At 61.1% G+C, this 16,848-nt stretch carries 22 protein-coding genes; 9 read left to right on the top strand and 13 right to left on the bottom strand.

The window, feature by feature from the left end; genetic code table 11:
* Positions 1 to 7 precede the first annotated feature (7 nt).
* From K3175_RS08000 to K3175_RS08010, 3 genes are all read right to left on the bottom strand, one after another.
* Complete coding sequence (locus K3175_RS08000; protein ID WP_221542832.1) at positions 8 to 589, bottom strand: fasciclin domain-containing protein; 582 nt, start codon at positions 587 to 589, stop codon at positions 8 to 10.
* Between the two features lie 14 nt (positions 590 to 603).
* Positions 604 to 1,647: a DUF1236 domain-containing protein gene (locus K3175_RS08005; protein WP_221542833.1), complete on the bottom strand. Its 1,044-nt coding sequence runs from the start codon at positions 1,645 to 1,647 to the stop codon at positions 604 to 606.
* 83 nt (positions 1,648 to 1,730) lie between these two features.
* Positions 1,731 to 2,378: a lysozyme gene (locus K3175_RS08010; RefSeq protein WP_221542834.1), complete on the bottom strand. Its 648-nt coding sequence runs from the start codon at positions 2,376 to 2,378 to the stop codon at positions 1,731 to 1,733.
* Positions 2,379 to 2,525: 147 nt separating this feature from the next.
* Between K3175_RS08010 and K3175_RS08015 the strand changes: the two genes are divergently transcribed.
* Entirely contained in the window at positions 2,526 to 2,732 is a 207-nt protein-coding gene (locus K3175_RS08015; protein ID WP_321207876.1) for a helix-turn-helix transcriptional regulator, read from the top strand.
* Complete coding sequence (locus K3175_RS08020) at positions 2,729 to 3,382, top strand: hypothetical protein (protein WP_221542835.1); 654 nt, start codon at positions 2,729 to 2,731, stop codon at positions 3,380 to 3,382. Before K3175_RS08015 ends, K3175_RS08020 begins: the two co-directional genes overlap by 4 nt.
* An 80-nt stretch (positions 3,383 to 3,462) precedes the next feature.
* Here K3175_RS08020 and K3175_RS08025 read toward each other — a convergent pair whose 3' ends face one another.
* The 6 genes from K3175_RS08025 to K3175_RS08050 form a co-directional block, all read right to left on the bottom strand.
* The gene (locus tag K3175_RS08025; protein WP_221542836.1) at positions 3,463 to 4,422 is read right to left on the bottom strand and encodes a PilZ domain-containing protein; all 960 of its coding nucleotides are present in this window, start codon (positions 4,420 to 4,422) and stop codon (positions 3,463 to 3,465) included.
* A 132-nt stretch (positions 4,423 to 4,554) separates the two neighbouring features.
* Positions 4,555 to 5,964, bottom strand: coding sequence for a type I glutamate--ammonia ligase (glnA, locus tag K3175_RS08030; RefSeq protein ID WP_221542837.1), 1,410 nt, complete (start codon positions 5,962 to 5,964; stop codon positions 4,555 to 4,557).
* Positions 5,965 to 6,033: 69 nt separating this feature from the next.
* Positions 6,034 to 6,372: a P-II family nitrogen regulator gene (locus tag K3175_RS08035; RefSeq protein WP_221542838.1), complete on the bottom strand. Its 339-nt coding sequence runs from the start codon at positions 6,370 to 6,372 to the stop codon at positions 6,034 to 6,036.
* A 171-nt stretch (positions 6,373 to 6,543) separates the two neighbouring features.
* Complete coding sequence (argC, locus tag K3175_RS08040; protein ID WP_221542839.1) at positions 6,544 to 7,485, bottom strand: N-acetyl-gamma-glutamyl-phosphate reductase; 942 nt, start codon at positions 7,483 to 7,485, stop codon at positions 6,544 to 6,546.
* Positions 7,475 to 7,828: a hypothetical protein gene (locus K3175_RS08045; RefSeq protein ID WP_221542840.1), complete on the bottom strand. Its 354-nt coding sequence runs from the start codon at positions 7,826 to 7,828 to the stop codon at positions 7,475 to 7,477. Before K3175_RS08045 ends, argC begins: the two co-directional genes overlap by 11 nt.
* A gap of 70 nt (positions 7,829 to 7,898) precedes the next feature.
* On the bottom strand, positions 7,899 to 9,287 hold the full coding sequence (locus tag K3175_RS08050) for a leucyl aminopeptidase family protein (RefSeq protein ID WP_221542841.1): 1,389 nt from the start codon (positions 9,285 to 9,287) through the stop codon (positions 7,899 to 7,901).
* Positions 9,288 to 9,331: 44 nt separating this feature from the next.
* Here K3175_RS08050 and K3175_RS08055 point away from each other — a divergent pair, with 44 nt between their 5' ends.
* Together K3175_RS08055 and map are read left to right on the top strand one after the other, a co-directional pair.
* Entirely contained in the window at positions 9,332 to 10,159 is an 828-nt protein-coding gene (locus tag K3175_RS08055; protein ID WP_221542842.1) for a PdaC/SigV domain-containing protein, read from the top strand.
* 40 nt (positions 10,160 to 10,199) lie between these two features.
* Positions 10,200 to 11,027 carry a type I methionyl aminopeptidase gene (gene map, locus K3175_RS08060; RefSeq protein WP_221542843.1) on the top strand — a complete coding sequence of 276 codons (828 nt, stop codon included), beginning with the start codon at positions 10,200 to 10,202 and terminating at the stop codon, positions 11,025 to 11,027.
* Positions 11,028 to 11,051: 24 nt separating this feature from the next.
* Here map and K3175_RS08065 read toward each other — a convergent pair whose 3' ends face one another.
* Together K3175_RS08065 and ccmA are read right to left on the bottom strand one after the other, a co-directional pair.
* Positions 11,052 to 11,705: a heme exporter protein CcmB gene (locus K3175_RS08065; protein ID WP_221542844.1), complete on the bottom strand. Its 654-nt coding sequence runs from the start codon at positions 11,703 to 11,705 to the stop codon at positions 11,052 to 11,054.
* On the bottom strand, positions 11,702 to 12,280 hold the full coding sequence (gene ccmA / locus K3175_RS08070; RefSeq protein WP_221542845.1) for a heme ABC exporter ATP-binding protein CcmA: 579 nt from the start codon (positions 12,278 to 12,280) through the stop codon (positions 11,702 to 11,704). Before ccmA ends, K3175_RS08065 begins: the two co-directional genes overlap by 4 nt.
* 55 nt (positions 12,281 to 12,335) lie before the next feature.
* Between ccmA and K3175_RS08075 the strand changes: the two genes are divergently transcribed.
* Positions 12,336 to 12,626: a 4a-hydroxytetrahydrobiopterin dehydratase gene (locus K3175_RS08075; protein WP_221542846.1), complete on the top strand. Its 291-nt coding sequence runs from the start codon at positions 12,336 to 12,338 to the stop codon at positions 12,624 to 12,626.
* A 71-nt stretch (positions 12,627 to 12,697) separates the two neighbouring features.
* Here the strand turns inward: K3175_RS08075 and K3175_RS08080 are convergent, their stop codons facing one another.
* Together K3175_RS08080 and K3175_RS08085 are read right to left on the bottom strand one after the other, a co-directional pair.
* The gene (locus tag K3175_RS08080) at positions 12,698 to 13,504 is read right to left on the bottom strand and encodes an SDR family oxidoreductase (protein ID WP_221542847.1); all 807 of its coding nucleotides are present in this window, start codon (positions 13,502 to 13,504) and stop codon (positions 12,698 to 12,700) included.
* Positions 13,505 to 13,519: 15 nt separating this feature from the next.
* Positions 13,520 to 14,137 carry a DNA-3-methyladenine glycosylase family protein gene (locus K3175_RS08085; RefSeq protein ID WP_221542848.1) on the bottom strand — a complete coding sequence of 206 codons (618 nt, stop codon included), beginning with the start codon at positions 14,135 to 14,137 and terminating at the stop codon, positions 13,520 to 13,522.
* Positions 14,138 to 14,225: 88 nt separating this feature from the next.
* Here K3175_RS08085 and K3175_RS08090 point away from each other — a divergent pair, with 88 nt between their 5' ends.
* From K3175_RS08090 to K3175_RS08105, 4 genes are read left to right on the top strand one after another with little or no spacing between them, the layout of a single operon-like run.
* Positions 14,226 to 14,543, top strand: a complete 318-nt coding sequence (locus K3175_RS08090; RefSeq protein ID WP_221542849.1) for a 2Fe-2S iron-sulfur cluster-binding protein — start codon at positions 14,226 to 14,228, stop codon at positions 14,541 to 14,543.
* Between the two features lie 42 nt (positions 14,544 to 14,585).
* Positions 14,586 to 15,602 (top strand): cysteine synthase A, encoded by a 1,017-nt coding sequence (locus K3175_RS08095; RefSeq protein WP_221542850.1) that lies wholly within the window; start codon positions 14,586 to 14,588, stop codon positions 15,600 to 15,602.
* An 8-nt stretch (positions 15,603 to 15,610) separates the two neighbouring features.
* Entirely contained in the window at positions 15,611 to 16,000 is a 390-nt protein-coding gene (locus K3175_RS08100; protein ID WP_345719340.1) for a hypothetical protein, read from the top strand.
* Positions 15,978 to 16,739 carry a GldG family protein gene (locus K3175_RS08105; RefSeq protein WP_221542851.1) on the top strand — a complete coding sequence of 254 codons (762 nt, stop codon included), beginning with the start codon at positions 15,978 to 15,980 and terminating at the stop codon, positions 16,737 to 16,739. Before K3175_RS08100 ends, K3175_RS08105 begins: the two co-directional genes overlap by 23 nt.
* Positions 16,740 to 16,848: the final 109 nt, after the last annotated feature.

Here is a 16,848-nt window from a genome sequence, read left to right on the forward strand (position 1 = left end):
GGAAGGCTCAGCCTTGCGGCGCGTCTTGCGGCACCAGTACGGTGTCGACAGGGATTATCACGCCATTGGTGGCTGCGGTGGCAGTGCTGGCGAAGCGAGCCGATGATCCATCGCCGTTGGACACTGTGACTGCGTCACCGTCCATCGAAAAGGTTACATCGCCGCCTCCAAGGGTGGTCATGGTCACGTCGCCGCCCTTGTCTTCGATCGCCTTTGCGATGTTTTCCGGCGTGAGGTGACCAGGCAGGATGTGTTCGCGCAGCAGCCCGACCAGGATCGGACGCTGTTCTTCCTGCATCAGGACCTGGCCGCGGTCTCCAAGGGCCTCAAATGCGCTATCGTTGGGTGCGAGCAACGTATAACTGCCCGGACCATCGAAGATGGAGCCGAGTTCGGCGGAGGAGATGGCGCCATTGAGCGCAGCCATATCCGGCAGCTCGTTAAGAGATGCGGCCATCGTGCGCGTACCTTCCTCCTGGGTCGAAGCGGCGCCGGCGGGTTCTTCGGATTCGCTGCTGCAGGCGGGAAGCAGGGCGAGCCCGGAAATTGCAGCAGCCAGCATCAAGGGCTTTAAGAATGTGGATTTCATGAGGTGTCTCTCGTTCAGACCAAGAGGTCGATAACTGCGGCTACAAGGCGTGTTTGGGGGTCGACCTGGAAGATCCGGCCATCCGAATAACGGTACTGCCGATCCGGCGTGTCATAGTAGCGGTCACGGTAGGCGTACGGCACGTTGTAGACATCATAGCCGCTGGGCATCGGCTGACCGACGCTGATGTCATCACCCGTGATCAGTGCTGCAATGGACGTGATCGCAGCATCGTCAGGGTTGACGCGGTAAATGACATTGTCGGCGTAGCGGTACCGGTCGGGGCCGCCGAGATCGTAATAATCGACATAGTAATCGGGCACATTGTAGCTCTGATAACCGGAAGGCCAGACATTGCCGACCCCGAGCGCACCGCCGAGTAGCGGCAGCCAGCTGGAAATGCCGCCATCGTTGCCGTAGCGGACGAGATAGCCGTCATTGTAGTAGTAATCGCCGCGACGATCGTAATTGGACAGGCCAAACAGGCTGGGTCGATAATTGTCGCCAAACAGGCTGCGCTGGTAGCGATCCTTTACCTGCCCGGGGGGATTGCAGCCGTTGTTCTTCTTGGCGAGTCCCGGAGGGCAGCCGTCGATGAGACCGCGATTGCGATCACGCGAAAGCCAGCTTCCGTCACGCACGCGCCGCACATCGTCATAGGCGGTGCGCACATTGCCGTTCCCGCGCTCTCTGAAGACGTCGCGATCGCTGTTACCGTTGCCATTGCCGCGGTTGCCATTGTTCGCACGGATGGGCGCGTTGCCGTTTCCATTGTCGCGTTCGGCGCGGATGGGAGAGCGATCGGGACCCCGATCGGTTTTGACCTTGGCGTTTCCGTTTCCACGGCCGTTGCCGTTACCGGGATTGGCCTGAGCCATTCTTTCAGGGCCGCGGTTGGCTTTCATGCCCCCGCCATTGCCCTTTTGCTGGGCTGCGGCGGCGTTGCCATTTCCGTTACCGTTGCCGTTGCCGTTGCCGTTACCATTGCCTTTTCCTTGGGCTGCGGCACCGCTTGCGGCTAGCGCGAGGGCTGCCGCTCCTGCCATGAGGATACGCATTTGTAATACTCCTTTGGCCTGAGAAACGGCGGGCGGGCGGAGTCGGTTCCGGTTCATCGTCGCGCAAGGTGGGCAGTGTCCCACTATTGCATTCCGTATAACCGTGCCTCTTCACGCCGCCGCCGGACCAAGCCCTTGAGGACCTGTCCGCCGGCATATCGCCATCGGGCAAATTCCGCTGCGGCCCGGTCGAACTGGCCAGCGATGTGCAGCCGCGTAAGAGTTGCGCGGCGAATGGCGCCCGTGTTGTAGTGAAAGCTCACGAGAGCATCGAATTGATGCTGTGTGGTAGGCGCGGAGCCGATCGCGGCGGAAACCTCTGCGGCGTAGCGGACGAGATCCGCTTCGAAGCGCCTGTCGCATTGCTCCTGCGACCAGACGGTCCCCTGGTGGATACCCGGTCCGGTCGATCCCCATCCGATGGTCCAGGGAGCTCCCCCGGTGCCCGGGTCGGGATAGGCTTCATAGAGCCCGTCTGGCCGCAGGCGGGCGCAGGATTCGAAACGCTGGATAAGTTGGATTCCCGCTGGGGAAATCCTACAGGATGGAGCACATGGAGCACTGTCCTGAGGGTAATTTTCCTCACCCGCTCCAGGCGCCGGACTCTGTCCCCGATCGACGTCCTGCTCAAAGGCCTGATCGATAGCGAGGTCGAGCGTCTCGACCTCGCTTTGCCGTAAGCCGCGGCCAAGCATTTGCCGGACGGTATCGAAGATGATTTTGCGGTTCATGCGCATTCCTTTCGGTTCGGGAAGGCAGAGGGATTGGGCAGATTTTTCGCGTGTAGGAAAATGGAAAATCGGACTCGGCTGTAAAGAGCTCTTGACTGTAAAGAGCTCTTGTCAGTAAAGAGCTCTTTACAGGAAGCAGGTTGGATCGTGAGAAACCGGGTCAAGGAGCAACGCGAGGCGAGGGGGTGGAGCCAGGGTGAACTGGCTCGTCGGCTCGGCGTTTCGCGGCAGACGGTGAACGCCGTCGAAACCGACAAATACGATCCTTCGCTGCCTCTCGCATTGCGGATGGCGAAGTTGTTCGCTGTCGCCGTGCCAGATCTTTTTATCGACGAATGGGAGCCGATCGCATGACAAGCACCACAGATAGCCACAGCAAAGTGAGGAAGCTGCTTTTGCCTATCGCAGTGGGAGCTGTTGCCGGTTTCCTGGGGGCCTTAGCCTTTCTCCGGCTGACCGATCGGGGAACCGACGCCGGCCTCTCTACCTCTGCGGAAATTGCCGGGCTTACGGCCCTCATTTACATTCTCTCCGCTCTTGCAGTCCTGATCGGTACGCTTCTGCCCAATGCCGGGGCCAAGGTGCTGAACGTGGAAGACGCGGATGAACTGCGCGAGATGAAGGTCCAGCTTTGCTATAGCGCCGTGGGAATGGCTGCTTTCGGCCTGGCCCTGCTGATCCTGGCGCTTTCCGGACCTGATGGCTGGTTTACGCCCGAAGCAGGGGCCGGCTTGACCATCGCTCTGGTGGTGCTGGGCGTGCTGGTGTCGAAGCTCATGGGCCGCCATACCGACGAGCTGCAGCAGGAACTGTCACGCGATGCGATGGCATCGTCCTTCGTTCTGGTAATCCTGATTGGTGGTGGATGGGCGATCCTGGCCCACACGGGTTTTCTCATCGCCCCGGGACCGCTGGACCTGGTGACGTTATTCGCTGCTTCTCTGCTGGTCGCGGCGTTCTGGCAGTCCGCCAAGCGGGGGCTGCTGACGCGAGGGCCCAATTGACAATCTGACGCAGCGACTGACGGGAGGGGGCTGAGCGGCAGCCGCAAGCACGACGCCGGTGGACTTACCTCGCCTTGAGTTCAGGCTGCGGAGGGACGTCCATCGGCTGCCAGCAGTTCATGCAGTTCGTCAAGAGAGACGGCGCGGTGCGTCTCCTCGCATGCTGGCTGCCAATGCCCGATCCTCAGCGCCTTGATATTCAGCTGATCCAGGTCGGTCTGATCTTCGTGGTTGCGCAGATGATCGAGGGCAGCCGGGTCCTGGGCCACGATTTCGGCACAGGGTTCGTCCCGCAACGCCGAGATGTCGATGGCCTTGTCGAACCTGAGATGGAGTTCCTGTGCCGCGCACCAATCGACTTTGCCGGTCATCCGTTTGGAGTAACGCAAGTCCAGCGCCACTTTGGCTCCATCGCTCACGCCTAAGGGCGCCGCCAGCGAGAGGACAGCGCCGCCTTCAGAAATGGTCCGCAGTCGCACGGTGACACTGCGCCCCTCGCACGTCAATTTGCCGATCCAGACCAGCCGGGCGCGGCCATTTGCCTGGCGCGGCAGGGGCAGCGTGGATGCGTCCGCCTGATCGTTTTTATCCACGAGCGGGCCGGGCAAGACGGAGGTCAGCACGGCTTCGCAGGTTTCCTCTGCCGCAGCGAGCTCGGTATGACCGCAGAACTCCAGGCCGATCCTTCCGTCACGCATCCAGCGGACGAATGCCGCGATGGGAGGTGCGTCACCGATCGTCAGCGAAATTCGATCGCCGCGTCCGGCAGGAATCTGCCCCGTGATCATGATCCCGTTGGCGGACATATCGAGAAGCGTCGCGTCAAAATGCGCACCCTGATGCAGGGCCCGGACGGGTCTTTCTTTCAGGGCGCTTCGTTTGTCATTGCGTTGCAGCCCGGCACGCGAGCCGGTCCGTGCGATCGCCACTGCACCCAGGCCCGTTGCCGTGGGATTCTGCTTGCGCCTTTTCTTCAGGATGATGCGCTCGGCGCGGCCTTCATCCGCCTGTTCGCCAAGCTTCGTATGCCAGATGCTCACGCGGTCTTGCCATGGAAAGTTTTCATCATCACGGGCGATAGGGCGGGCACCCTAAGAATTGGTATATCATTGGCCCAACAAAAAGGCGCCCAGGTTGCCCCGGACGCCTCTTTAGTCGGTAACTCCGCTCGATCAGGCGGAATAATACATGTCGAATTCAGCCGGGCAGGGCGTTGTTTCGACGCGCAGGACCTCGTCCCACTTCAGCTCGGTATAGGCTTCGATCTGGTCCTTGGTGAAGACTTCACCCTTCAGCAGGAATTCGTGATCCGCCTCGAGCGCCTCAAGCGCTTCGCGCAAGGATCCGCAGACGGTGGGAACGTCTGCCAGCTCTGCCGGGGGCAGATCGTACAGGTTCTTGTCCATGGCTTCGCCCGGGTGGATCTTGTTCTGGATCCCGTCGAGGCCGGCCATCAGCAGCGCGGCATAGGCGAGGTAGGGGTTGGCCATCGCATCGGGGAAACGGAATTCCACGCGCTTTGCCTTGTCGCCCGCGCCATAGGGAATGCGGCAGGAAGCCGAACGGTTGCGGGCCGAATAGGCCAGCAGCACGGGCGCTTCGAAGCCCGGAACCAGGCGTTTGTAGCTGTTGGTGGTCGGGTTGGTGAAGGCGTTCAGGGCCTTGGCATGCTTGATGACGCCGCCGATGTAATAGAGGCAGTTTTCGCTGAGGCCGCCATACTGGTTGCCGGCGAAGGTCGGCTTGCCATCGTCCCAGATCGACATGTGCGTGTGCATGCCCGAACCGTTATCGTCCTTGATAGGCTTGGGCATGAAAGTCGCGGTCTTGCCGTAGATATGCGCGACCTGGTGCACGACATATTTGTAGATCTGCATGTTGTCGGCGGTTTCGACCAGCGTGCCGAAGGTGAGGCCGAGTTCGTGCTGCGCCGCGGCCACTTCGTGGTGATGCTTGTCGCATGGGAGGCCCATTTCCATCATGGTCGAAACCATTTCGCCGCGGATGTCGACGGCGCTGTCGACCGGGGCAACGGGGAAGTAACCGCCCTTGGCGCGCGGTCGGTGGGCAAGGTTGCCGCTTTCATATTCGCGGCCGGTGTTGGTCGGCAATTCGATATCGTCGAGGCGATAACCCGAACCGGCATAGCCGTCTTCGAAGCGAACATCGTCGAACATGAAGAATTCGGCTTCCGGGCCGACATAGATCGTGTCGCCGATACCGGTCGACTTCAGATAGGCTTCGGCGCGTTTCGCGGTCGTGCGCGGATCGCGGGCATACCATTCGCCGGTCGAAGGTTCCACGATATCGCAGAACACGATCATCATCGGTTCGGCGCTGAATGGATCGACGTAAACGCGCTCAAGATCCGGCTTCAGGATCATGTCGCTTTCGTTGATGACCTTCCAGCCGGCGATCGACGAACCGTCGAACATCAGACCGTCTTCGAGCTGGTCTTCATCCAGTGTGGATGCGACCATGGTCAGGTGCTGCCACTTGCCCTTGGGGTCCGTGAAGCGGAGGTCGACCCATTCGATTTCCTCGTCCTTGATGCGTTTCAGGACGTCGTTTGCCTTTGACATGTATTGCCTCCGTTAGGGTAGTTCGTAATGCGCCCGCCGGGTTGGCGGGCAGGAAAATTCCGCGGGAAATCAGATGGCGTCGTGATCCCTCTCGCCCGTGCGAATGCGCATGGCGCTTTCGATCGGGCTGACGAAGATCTTGCCGTCGCCGATCCGGCCCGTCTGCGCGGCGCCGGCGATGGCTTCCACCGTGCGTTCTGCGATGTCGGCCGGGACGATAACTTCCAGCTTCACCTTGGGCAGGAAATCGACCACATACTCGGCGCCGCGATACAGTTCGGTATGGCCTTTCTGCCGGCCGAAACCCTTGGCTTCGGTAACGGTGATGCCAGACACGCCGATCTCATGGAGAGCCTCCTTCACCTCGTCGAGCTTGAAGGGCTTGATGATCGCTTCGATCTTTTTCACGTGTCTACCGGTCCCGTCTGCTGCCGTGCGGGACGAATCCGCACAGCAACGTCATGTCATGTTTCGCGCGACGTTCCAAGAAACGTGCCAAACCCATGAACGGCTGAACTGCGTGATTTTGCCTAGCCAGCGATCGCGGCGCTGCCCAAAGGCTGGTCGGCTGCTGCCTGTTTATTGGGCAGAGCCGAGCTTGAGGCCGGCTGTCTCGGGCAATCCGCATAGCAGATTAAGGTTCTGGACCGCCGCACCGCTCGCCCCCTTGCCGAGATTGTCGAGCCGGGCCACGAGCCGGACATTCCAGCCGCCTTCGTTGCCGAATACGAACAGCTCCATGCTGTCGTCAGGCTCGGCTCCGGATTCGAGGAGAAGTTCCTTTTGGGCCGGGTCGGTACGCACCTTGACCACCTGCGAGCCTTCGTAGAACTCGGCCAGAGCGCCGCGCAACGCATCGGCGTGGGGATCGTTTGGCATTGCGCCCAGATGCAACGGCACCTCCACGATCATTCCGCGATAGACCGGCACCACGGCAGGCGCGAACAGGACTGGATGATCGAGCCCCGCATGAGCTTTCATTTCGGGCAGGTGCTTATGCGCAAGATCGTAGCCATAGGCGCGGAAGCCCGGTGCCTCGCCGCTTTCGTAGCGTTCGACCAGTGCCTTTCCGCCGCCCGAATAACCACTGACCGCATTGACGGTATAGGGCCAGTCGGCCGGGAGTAGTCCGGCACGAACCAGCGGAGCGATAAGGCCGAGAAACCCGGTGGGGTAGCAGCCGGGATTGCTCACCCGGCGGGCATCGGCGACGCGTTCGGTGCCGACCAGTTCCGGAAATCCGTAGCACCAGCCTTCGGTCGTCCGATGCGCGCTCGAGGCGTCGATAACCCGCGTACCGCTGGCCGGGTCGATCAGCTCGACCGCCTCGCGTGCGGCATCGTCCGGCAGGCAGAGGATGGCGACATCGGCTTCGTTCAATGCTTCGCGGCGCGCGCCGGCGTCCTTGCGCCGGTCATCGTCGAGCGTGATCAGCGAGAATTCGCTACGCGGCGCAAGCCGTTCTGCGATCTCGAGCCCGGTCGTGCCTGCAGCGCCGTCGATAAATATCTTATGCGGCATCGGCTGGAACCAGTGCGTCCGAAAGCGTATAGCCGCTGGGGCCTTCGGGCCCGGCAGTCAGCCACACCCAGTCACCTTCGCAGTCGAGCAGCTCCACTTCGGATCCGGCGGCAAGCGTCGCGCCCTCATCAGCGTCGCTGCGCGAGCCAAGTTTCAGCGTGACGTCCCGATCGCCAAGCGTGCGCTTGATGGGGATGACATAATGCGCTGCCAGATAACCATTCGCGAGCGCGATGTGCGCCAGATCGCCGCGCAGCGGCAGCGTGCCGGGCGCAGGTTTGCTCACCGGCCCCTTCAGTCCGACTATTCCGGTAGGTAATGTGTAATCGGCCGCAGCGCTCACGTATTGGTCCCTTGATGCAAACGCGAGCGCTTAACCGCGTAGCGGCTGCGGGGCAAGCTTGGTGCTCTTTCTACGATGCAGCGAACCGCTTCTGGAGCATGTGCCATGCCGCGCGTAATCCGTAAGCATCTCCGCCCTTGGGCCGTCCCGGTTTGGCGGCGGGCCTCCAGGCGAAGGTGTCGAAATGCGCCCAGTCGAGGCCATCGCCTACGAATTTGTCGAGGAAGAGACCTGCCACGCTTGCTCCGGCGAAGGAATTGCCATGCGCATTGTTGGTATCCGCGATTTCGGAGTTCAGCCATTCGACATAGGCTTCCGGCAGAGGCAGGCGCCATGGTTCGTCATCAACCGACTTGCCGGCTTCGATCAATTCAGCCGCCGTCTCATCGCGGCGGGTCATGAGCGCGGGATAGTCCGGACCAAGCGCGACACGCGCCGCACCGGTGAGCGTGGCGAAGTCGATGATGAGTGTCGGCTTCTCCTCGCTGGCGCGAGTCAGCGCATCGCCCAGGATCAGCCGCCCTTCAGCATCGGTATTGCCGATTTCGACGGTCAGGCCCTTGCGCGATTTCAGCACGTCCCCAGGCCTGAAGCTGTTGCCGGAAATGGCATTTTCGACTGCTGGAACGAGCAGATGCAGCCGCACCGGAAGCTTTGCTCCCATGACCAGTCGGGCAAGGGCGATTGCGTGCGCTGCGCCGCCCATGTCCTTTTTCATCAGCAGCATTCCGGACGAGTTCTTCACATCGAGACCGCCGGAATCGAAGCACACGCCCTTGCCCACGATGGCCAGTACGGGATCGCTTTCCTTGCCCCAGGTCAGATGCATGATCCGCGGGGCATGGTGCCGTGCGGCAGCGCGCCCGACCGCATGGACCATCGGATAATCCTGCTCCAGCTGGTCGCCGCGGGTGACGGCCAATTTGCCGCCATGATCCTTGGCGAGGCGTTCACATTGGTCTTCCAGCGCTGCCGGGCCCATGTCCTCGGCAGGCGTGTTGACCAGATCGCGCACGAGGCACACCGCCTGAGCTTCCGCCATGGCGGCATCGATTTTCTGCGCTTCCTTGGTCAGAAGAATGCGCGGGCCAACGGGCTTTTCAGGTTTTTTGTAACGGGTGAAGGCATATTGAGCCGTCTGCCACCCGTGGAGCGCGGGTCCGGGTTCTCCCTTCGCAAGCCGATAGGTGCCTTCGGGCAATTGTTCTGCCAGCTTGGCCAGGCACCAGCTGGACAGGTTTTCAGGATTGGCTACCCCGCCAACCGCAAACCAGCCGTCGCCGTCGGGCACGATTGCAACCTGATAGCCGCTTCCGTCGAATTTCTGGCCGTCCAGCGCGGCGCGCTGTCCGGCGGGAAGGGTCTTCTCCCACTCGGGAAATCCTTCGCGATTGACGAGAAAAATGGGGACAGCCTGCTGTCCGCGATCCGCCTGGATTAGGTCGGCTTTGTCGGCCATGTTAGTTTTCTTCCGATTAATCTTTCTGGTGCCAAGGTAATTCGATGTACAAGTCTCTGTTCCTGATTTCCGTGGCGCTGTCGAGCGCGGGTTGTTCGCGGTCGGCGGATGAGAGCGCCGCTCCTGTCGAAGCGATGAATGCGCGCGTGGAGGCTCCCGCGGCCCCCGAACCACCCGCTCAGCCAGCGGTGACCGGGACGACCTTTGAAGATGATGCGGAAAGCAATGGTGGCAAGCGGACCTTCGATTACAGCTGGCCGGCTGCCGTCAATCGCATTCCGGAACTCGCAGCGCGCTTCGAGGCCGACCGCGCCAAGCAATTGGCGGAACAGAAGGGCGATTGGCAGGAAGCGATCAAGGCGTCGCCTGAAGAATGCGGAGCATGCAGGAACCGCGATTTCGAGAAAGAATGGAAAGTGGTCGCCGATCTCGATGACTGGCTGAGCCTTTCGGCAGACTTCTACGTCTATACCGGTGGAGCACACGGCAACCACGGCAAGAGTTCGCTAGTATGGGACCGGGAACGCAAGCGCGGCATGAAGGGGGTCGAGCTGTTCAACTCCGCCGTCGCTTTGGAAACCGCGCTGGGCGCGAAGCTTTGCGATGCACTGGACCAGGAGCGGGCGAAACGGCGAGGCGAACCCGTTACTCGCGATGGAGAATGGTCCACCGATTGCCCGGGTATCGACGAAGCCACTGTATTGGTCGGATCCTCCGATGGCACGGCGTTCAACCGCATCGGTATCTATTTTGGCCCTTATGTTGCAGGGGCATATGCAGAAGGCGACTACGAACTGGATTTCCCGGTCAACGCTTCTGTTCTCGACGCGGTGAAGCCGCAATTCGCAAGTGCATTCAAGGTCGGGAGCTAGAGCGCTCGCAATTTCGTTCCGACATCACTAAGTGGTGCGCATGACAGAATATCAGGTAATCGACAGCGAACAGACCGTTTATCGCGATGGAACCATCAAGCTTCATGGGCCTGATGGTTTTGAGGGCATGCGCAAGGCCGGACGGCTGGCAGCGGAAATTCTCGACGAATTGACCGAGCTTGTCCGCCCCGGCGTTACCACCGGACAGATCGACGACAAGGTCCGCGAAATGACGCTCGATGCCGGTGCGGTGCCTGCAACCATGGGTTACCGCGGCTATGCACATAGCTGCTGCACTTCGATCAACCATGTGATCTGTCACGGTATTCCGTCCGACAAGGCGTTGAAGGACGGTGATATCGTCAATATCGACGTCACGCCCCTGCTCGATGGCTGGCATGGCGATACCAGCCGGATGTTCTTCGCCGGGGAACCGGCGTTGAAGGCCCGCAAACTGGTGGATGTGACATACGAATGCCTCATGCTCGGCATCGAGGCCGCGAGCCAGCCGGGGGCGAGACTGGGTGATATTGGTGCGGTTATCGAAGCCCACGCAAAGTCCCACCGATATGGCGTTGTGCAGGAATTCTGCGGCCACGGGGTAGGGCGGCTGTTCCATGATGCGCCGGAAGTCATTCACACCGGCCGCAAGGGCACTGGCCCGCTCCTCAAGCCGGGCATGTTCTTCACAATCGAACCGATGATCAATCTGGGCCGCCCGCAGGCCAAGATGCTCAATGACGGCTGGACTGCCGTGACGCGTGACAAATCCCTGTCCGCGCAGTTCGAACACTCGATTGCGATCACCGAAGACGGGGTCGAAATCTTCACCGAAAGCCCCAAGGGTCTGCATCAACCGCCCTATTGAGGCGAGACATCGGCTGAACGTGATCTAATCCCGTGATGCTCGCACTGCCGCACCTGCGGCGAAGGGCGTCACGGCGGCCAATACCAGACTGATTGCCGCTGTCAGAAGAAGGCCCGAGCTGTCGGGCCGGGAAAGCGCTCCCGCTCCGAAAATCAGGATCGGGACCGCAAGCGGAATGACCATCAGCCCGGCGAGCGCAGCGCCTCCGCGCATGCTTGCCGTCAAGGCTGCCACCGTGAGGCCTACCGCAGCGAGGCCCGGTGTGCCCGATAGCAATCCCAACACGACCGTCCGGATGGTATCCGGCGACAAATTGAGCAGGGCAGCGGCGGGTAATGTGGCAAGAAGCAGCAGCGGAGCGAAGGCGAGCCAGTGTGCCAGCAGGCGGACGGCCATCGCCAATTCCTCGCTGATCCCGCGTAAATACAGCTGGTCGAGAACGCCGGCTTCCAGATCGCCCGCCACCAGTTTCTCAAGTGGCAGGATGGCTGCGAGAAGCGCGGCAACCCAGATCACGCCTCCGCCGGTGCGCGCCAGCATCTGCGCGTCGGGACCTACGGCGAAAGGGTAAAGCATCGCCACTGCGAGGAAGAACAGCAGGGGCAAGACGCCTCCGCCGCTGCCGCCGGGTAAAAGCAAGCCGAGATCTCGCCGAAGCAGGGCAAAAATGGCGGTCACCGGGTGAAGCTTTCGATGTCGAGGGTTTCGCCAGCCAGTGCGATCGGCTGGTGCGAAGCGACCACGGCGATGCCTCCTTGCTCGCAATGCCTGGAAATCAACATCTCGACTGTGTTCTGCGCTTGCGTATCAAGGCCGTTCAAAGGCTCGTCCAGCAACCAGATCGGACAGTCACGAGTGAGAAGGCGGGCCAGCGCAGCCCGCTTCTTTTGGCCGGTAGAGAGATAGCGTACCGGTATATCCATCAGAGGTTCGAGCTGAAGCAGTGCGTGCATTTCTCCATCTGCCGAAGATCCGTCCAATCTCGCCCAGAAGGCGAGCGCCTTGCCAAGCGACTGGTTCATGTCGAGAGCAAGCCGCTCGTCGACCAAACCGATTGCACCGGTGCATGATATTTCGCCTGCAAAAGGCCGGGCCAGCCCCGCCAGGATGCGCATGAGGCTGGATTTGCCGATCCCGTTCGCCCCGGTAACATGGACCGCATCGCCGCTGGCGCAGTTTAGCGACAGGCCCCGGAAGAGCAGCCTATCACCTCTACGGCAGGCGATGTCGGTTGCGATGAGCTGCGCTTGCATGGGCGGCAGCGATAGGCAAAAGGCGCGGGCACGACAAGCAACAGAGGATTCGCGCATGGCCGTCGAGGAATTGACCCCCGAAGAACGGGACAGCTGGCTAAGGGCGCTCCCGGAATGGTCGCTTTGCCGGGAAGGCAAAGCGATCGAACGCGCTTTCGAATTTGCCGATTTCGCCGAAGCTTTTGCCTTCATGACACGCATCGCGATCATTGCGGAGAAGCGCGATCATCACCCCGAGTGGTTCAATGTCTACAACAAGGTCGAAATCACCTTGACCACCCACGATGCGGGCGGGCTCAGCCTGCGCGACGTGAACATGGCGAAGAAGATCGACAAGCTGGTATAGGCGGAACGTCTGGCGCCGGGCTCCATTCTGTCCCGGCCCAAGCGGTCACTGTCTTCAACCTGCCGTAGTGCTCAGCGAAGCAGCGGTCTCGCGGCCGAGCGCGTCTGTTTCCGCAGCCGGCCTGGCAGCCAGCGAGCGCCGAAGGCGAGGGTCTTGGCTGTTTTGCCGACGGTGGTGTGCAGCTTTTCTCCGTGCACCGCGTCCCACGCTGCCTTGGCCACTTCCTCCACCGGCGTGATCTCCAGGCCTGCGTCCATCACGCGGCGGCGGATCATGTCATTGCTCATCGCATTGGCATTGTGATCCAGCAGCGGCGTATCGATGAAGCTGGGCATGATCGAGCGTACCTTGATCCCATCTTGCGCCCATTCGGCATCGAGACTTTCGGTAATGGCGCGAACGCCGAACTTGGTGGCGGAATAGACGCTCGCACCCGGCGTCCCGTAAATCCCGGCTGCACTTGCAGTGTTGAGCAGGCAGGATCCGGGCGCAGTTTGTTTCAGGTGCGAATAGGCGGCTTGCGCCCCGAAGAGCACGCCCTTCAGATTGATGTCGAGACAGCGCGTGATTTCCTCCTCATTGTTTTCGATCAGAAGACCACCGAGGGGAATACCGGCATTATTGGCCACGACATCGATCCGGCCGCCGGCTGCCGTTGCAAAGCCATCGAGCGCGCGATCCCAGGCGGCGCGATCTCGCACATCCAGCGCTTGCTGGAACACGAACCCATGCCCGACCATGTCGAGGGTTTCGCGCATGCCGGCTTCGTCGATGTCGGCGAGGCCGACGAAATAATCCCGCTGCCCGAAATAGAGTGCGATGGCGCGGCCGATGCCGGATGCGCCGCCGGTGACGAAGATTGCCTTGCGCTGGCTCATAGAATCTCTCCCAATCTATAATGCCGGATTGGCATAGGCATGCCAGGTGAAGATGGCCATCGCCCCGCGATAGGGCCGCCAATTTTCCGCCAGGGCGCGTGTCTCTTTCTCGCTCGGCCGCTCATCAAGGCCAAGCAGCGTTCCGCACGCGGCCTGAACGGCCAAGTCGCCCGCCGGCCAGATGTCGGGCCGGCCTTCGGCGAAGAGGAGGTAGATTTCCGCCGACCACCGGCCAATCCCCTTGATCCGGATAAGCTGTGCGATGGCTTCCTCGTCGTCTGCGGGGAGATTCTCCAGATCGAGCTCCTCGCTGACGACCAATTCGCACAGCGATCGTGCGTAGCCCTGTTTCTGACGGGACAGGCCGCATCCGCGCAATGTGTCGAAGTCGCGCGCGAGCAAGTCTCCTGCGGGCATGTCCTCCCCGAGCTCGGTTTTCAGCTTCTGCCAAACCGAGGCTGCTGCTGCCACGCTGACCTGCTGGCCAACGATTGTCCGTAGCAGAGTCCGGTATCCGGTCGGGCGAATACGTTCTTCGGGGTAGCCGACGCGGTCGATCGCGGCTGCTACAAGGGGGTCGCCACTGGCAATTTCATCGAGGTGCGACCGGATGGTTGCTGTCTTCAGACCCATGGCTTTGGCTTGCCTTCCCGTATCGCTTTGAATAGCAGCAGTCCGCATAGAGCCCGTCCGGCGGGCATGGCAATACAGGATACAATGGATGCCCAAGCTGATCGTTACTACCCGCGAAGGCGAAACATCAGAGATCGAGGTCGAGACCGGCCTGACTGTCATGGAAGCCATTCGTGACAATGGTTTCGACGAGCTGCTGGCCCTGTGCGGCGGATGCTGTTCGTGCGCCACCTGCCATGTCCATGTCGATCCGGAGTTCGCGGACAAGCTGCCGGAAATGAGCGAGGATGAAGATGACCTTCTCGAGAGCAGCGATCACCGGTCCGATAATTCGCGCCTTTCCTGCCAGATCCCTTTCGGTGCAGAGCTGGATGGACTGAAGGTTACTATCGCACCTGAAGATTGATGTTGTTTGCCGCTGCGGCATCGCGCGCCTAACTCGGCCAGCATGACTCAAATTCCCGTACGCGAGCAGACGCTCGACCTCATCGGCAACACCCCGCTCGTCCGCCTAGCGGGCCCCAGCGCGGAAGCCGGTTGCGATATTTACGGCAAGTGTGAATTCGCCAATCCCGGCGCGTCCGTTAAGGACCGCGCAGCGCTTTATATCATCCGCGATGCAGAAGCGCGCGGAGACCTGAAGCCGGGAGGGACGATCGTCGAAGGTACCGCAGGAAATACCGGCATAGGCATAGCCCTGGTTGCCAATGCACTGGGTTATCGCACCATCATCGTGATGCCCGACAACCAGTCGGCAGAAAAGATGCAGACCCTTCGCGCCCTTGGCGCCGAATTGGTGACTGTACCCCCCACGAAATATGCCGACCCCAACCATTTTCAGCACGTCTCGCGCCGGATGGCGGAAGAAACCGACGGCGCGATCTGGGCGGGGCAGTTCGACAACACGGCGAACCGCAAGGCCCATATCGAAGGCACGGCGAAGGAAATCTGGCAGCAACTGGATGGCCGGGTCGATGGCTTTACCTGCGCAGCCGGAACCGGGGGTACCATCGCGGGCGTGGGGATGGGGCTCAAGGAGTTCGACGAAGACGTGGTGATCGCGCTCACCGATCCGCACGGTGCCGCTCTCTTCAACTATTATGCCCATGGCGAGCTGAAGAGCGAAGGTTCGTCCGTGGCCGAGGGGATCGGCCAAGGGCGCATCACCGGCAATCTGGAAGGTGCGCCGATCGATACCCAGTTTCGAATTTCCGACGAAGAGGGCCTGCAATGGGTCGCCCGGCTCCTGCGCGAAGAAGGGCTGTGCCTCGGCCTTTCCAGCGGCATCAATGTCGCCGGTGCCGTGTCGCTCGGCAAGAAGCTGGTGACTGAAGGCCGGGAAAAGCCGCAGGTGGTCACCATTCTTTGCGACACCGGCTTCCGCTACCTCTCGACCCTCTACAATCCGGAATGGCTTCGTTCGAAGGATCTGCCTGTTTTCGACTGGCTTGAACTGAAAGATTGACGCGAAGCGTGGCAGTGCCCAAGATTCCCGGCATGCCACGATCTCTCGATCTTACCCGCAACGCACCCACCGTCGGTGAGCCTACTGATGTTCCCCTTGCGGGAACCCGCTCCCAATCGATGCAGCGGCTCCAGATCGGCATTGGGGGGATCGTGCTCATGGTCTTGCTGGTCGGGCTTGCGAGCCTCATTCAGGACCGCATGCTCGAAGTGGACGCCGCAGCTGTACCGGCAGCTGCGCCCACCACGGAGCCGAGCCAGCCGGTGAAACAGAATGATCCTTTGGTCGAAGCGGGGGTCGTCCCTGATCTTCCCCAGCCATCGGCTCCGTTGCCATCGCAATCTCCGGCTCCGCTTCCGGAACAGGGCGTTCCCGATGCTCCAGCTTCCCAGCAGTAAGACCATCGCGGCGCTTTTGTCGCTGGCATTGGCGGGATGCAGTGTGCAATCGGCGCAAAGCGATCCTCCGGAAAAAGCGCGGCAGGACACTGCCAGAACTGAAATCGGCTTGTTCACCACTCTCCCGATTTACTGGGGTGAAGGCGGCGACATCGCTTCGGTGCTGAATGGGCAGGTCGAGGATGGGTGGGTGCGTCAGGCGCTGGAGCAGAACAGCGAGATTTTGCCGCTCGATACCCTGGAAGCCGGAGCGCTGAACGGGATCGATCAGGTCATTCTTGCGCAACCGCGCCCACTCGCGCCTTCGGAAAACGTAGCGTTCGACAATTGGCTCCGAGAAGGCGGCCGCGCACTTATCTTTGCCGATCCGATGCTGACCCAGCACAGCGATCATCCACTGGGCGATCCGCGCAGGCCTCACGACATGGTGGTCATTTCACCCATTCTGGCGCGGTGGGGTCTGGACCTTGTTTTCAACGAAGAGCAGCCGAGCGGTGAGCGCTTCGTACCTTCGGAAGGGAGCAGCCTGCCGGTCGAACTTGCGGGTCATTTCGAGCCGCTCGATGTGGCCGCATATGCAGACTGCGACTTGTCTGCGGAGGGGCTGGTGGCAGATTGCAAGATAGGCGAGGGCCGGGCCCTGCTCGTCGCCGATGCCGCACTTCTGGATGATCACCATCCTGACGCAGCACGCAAGAGCGCTCTTGCGGCCTTAATCGACCGAATATTTCACCACTGAGAATCCCCCTTCCGGGATTTCACGGGACAGCGCGCGGGATGTGACGGGAAAGCCTGTCGAATGACCCGGATCACCACGCGATTCTCTCTAAATTCTGCGGGAATTAGTT

The sequence above is a fragment of the Qipengyuania aestuarii genome, from assembly GCF_019711535.1.
GTDB classification, from domain to species: domain Bacteria; phylum Pseudomonadota; class Alphaproteobacteria; order Sphingomonadales; family Sphingomonadaceae; genus Qipengyuania; species Qipengyuania aestuarii.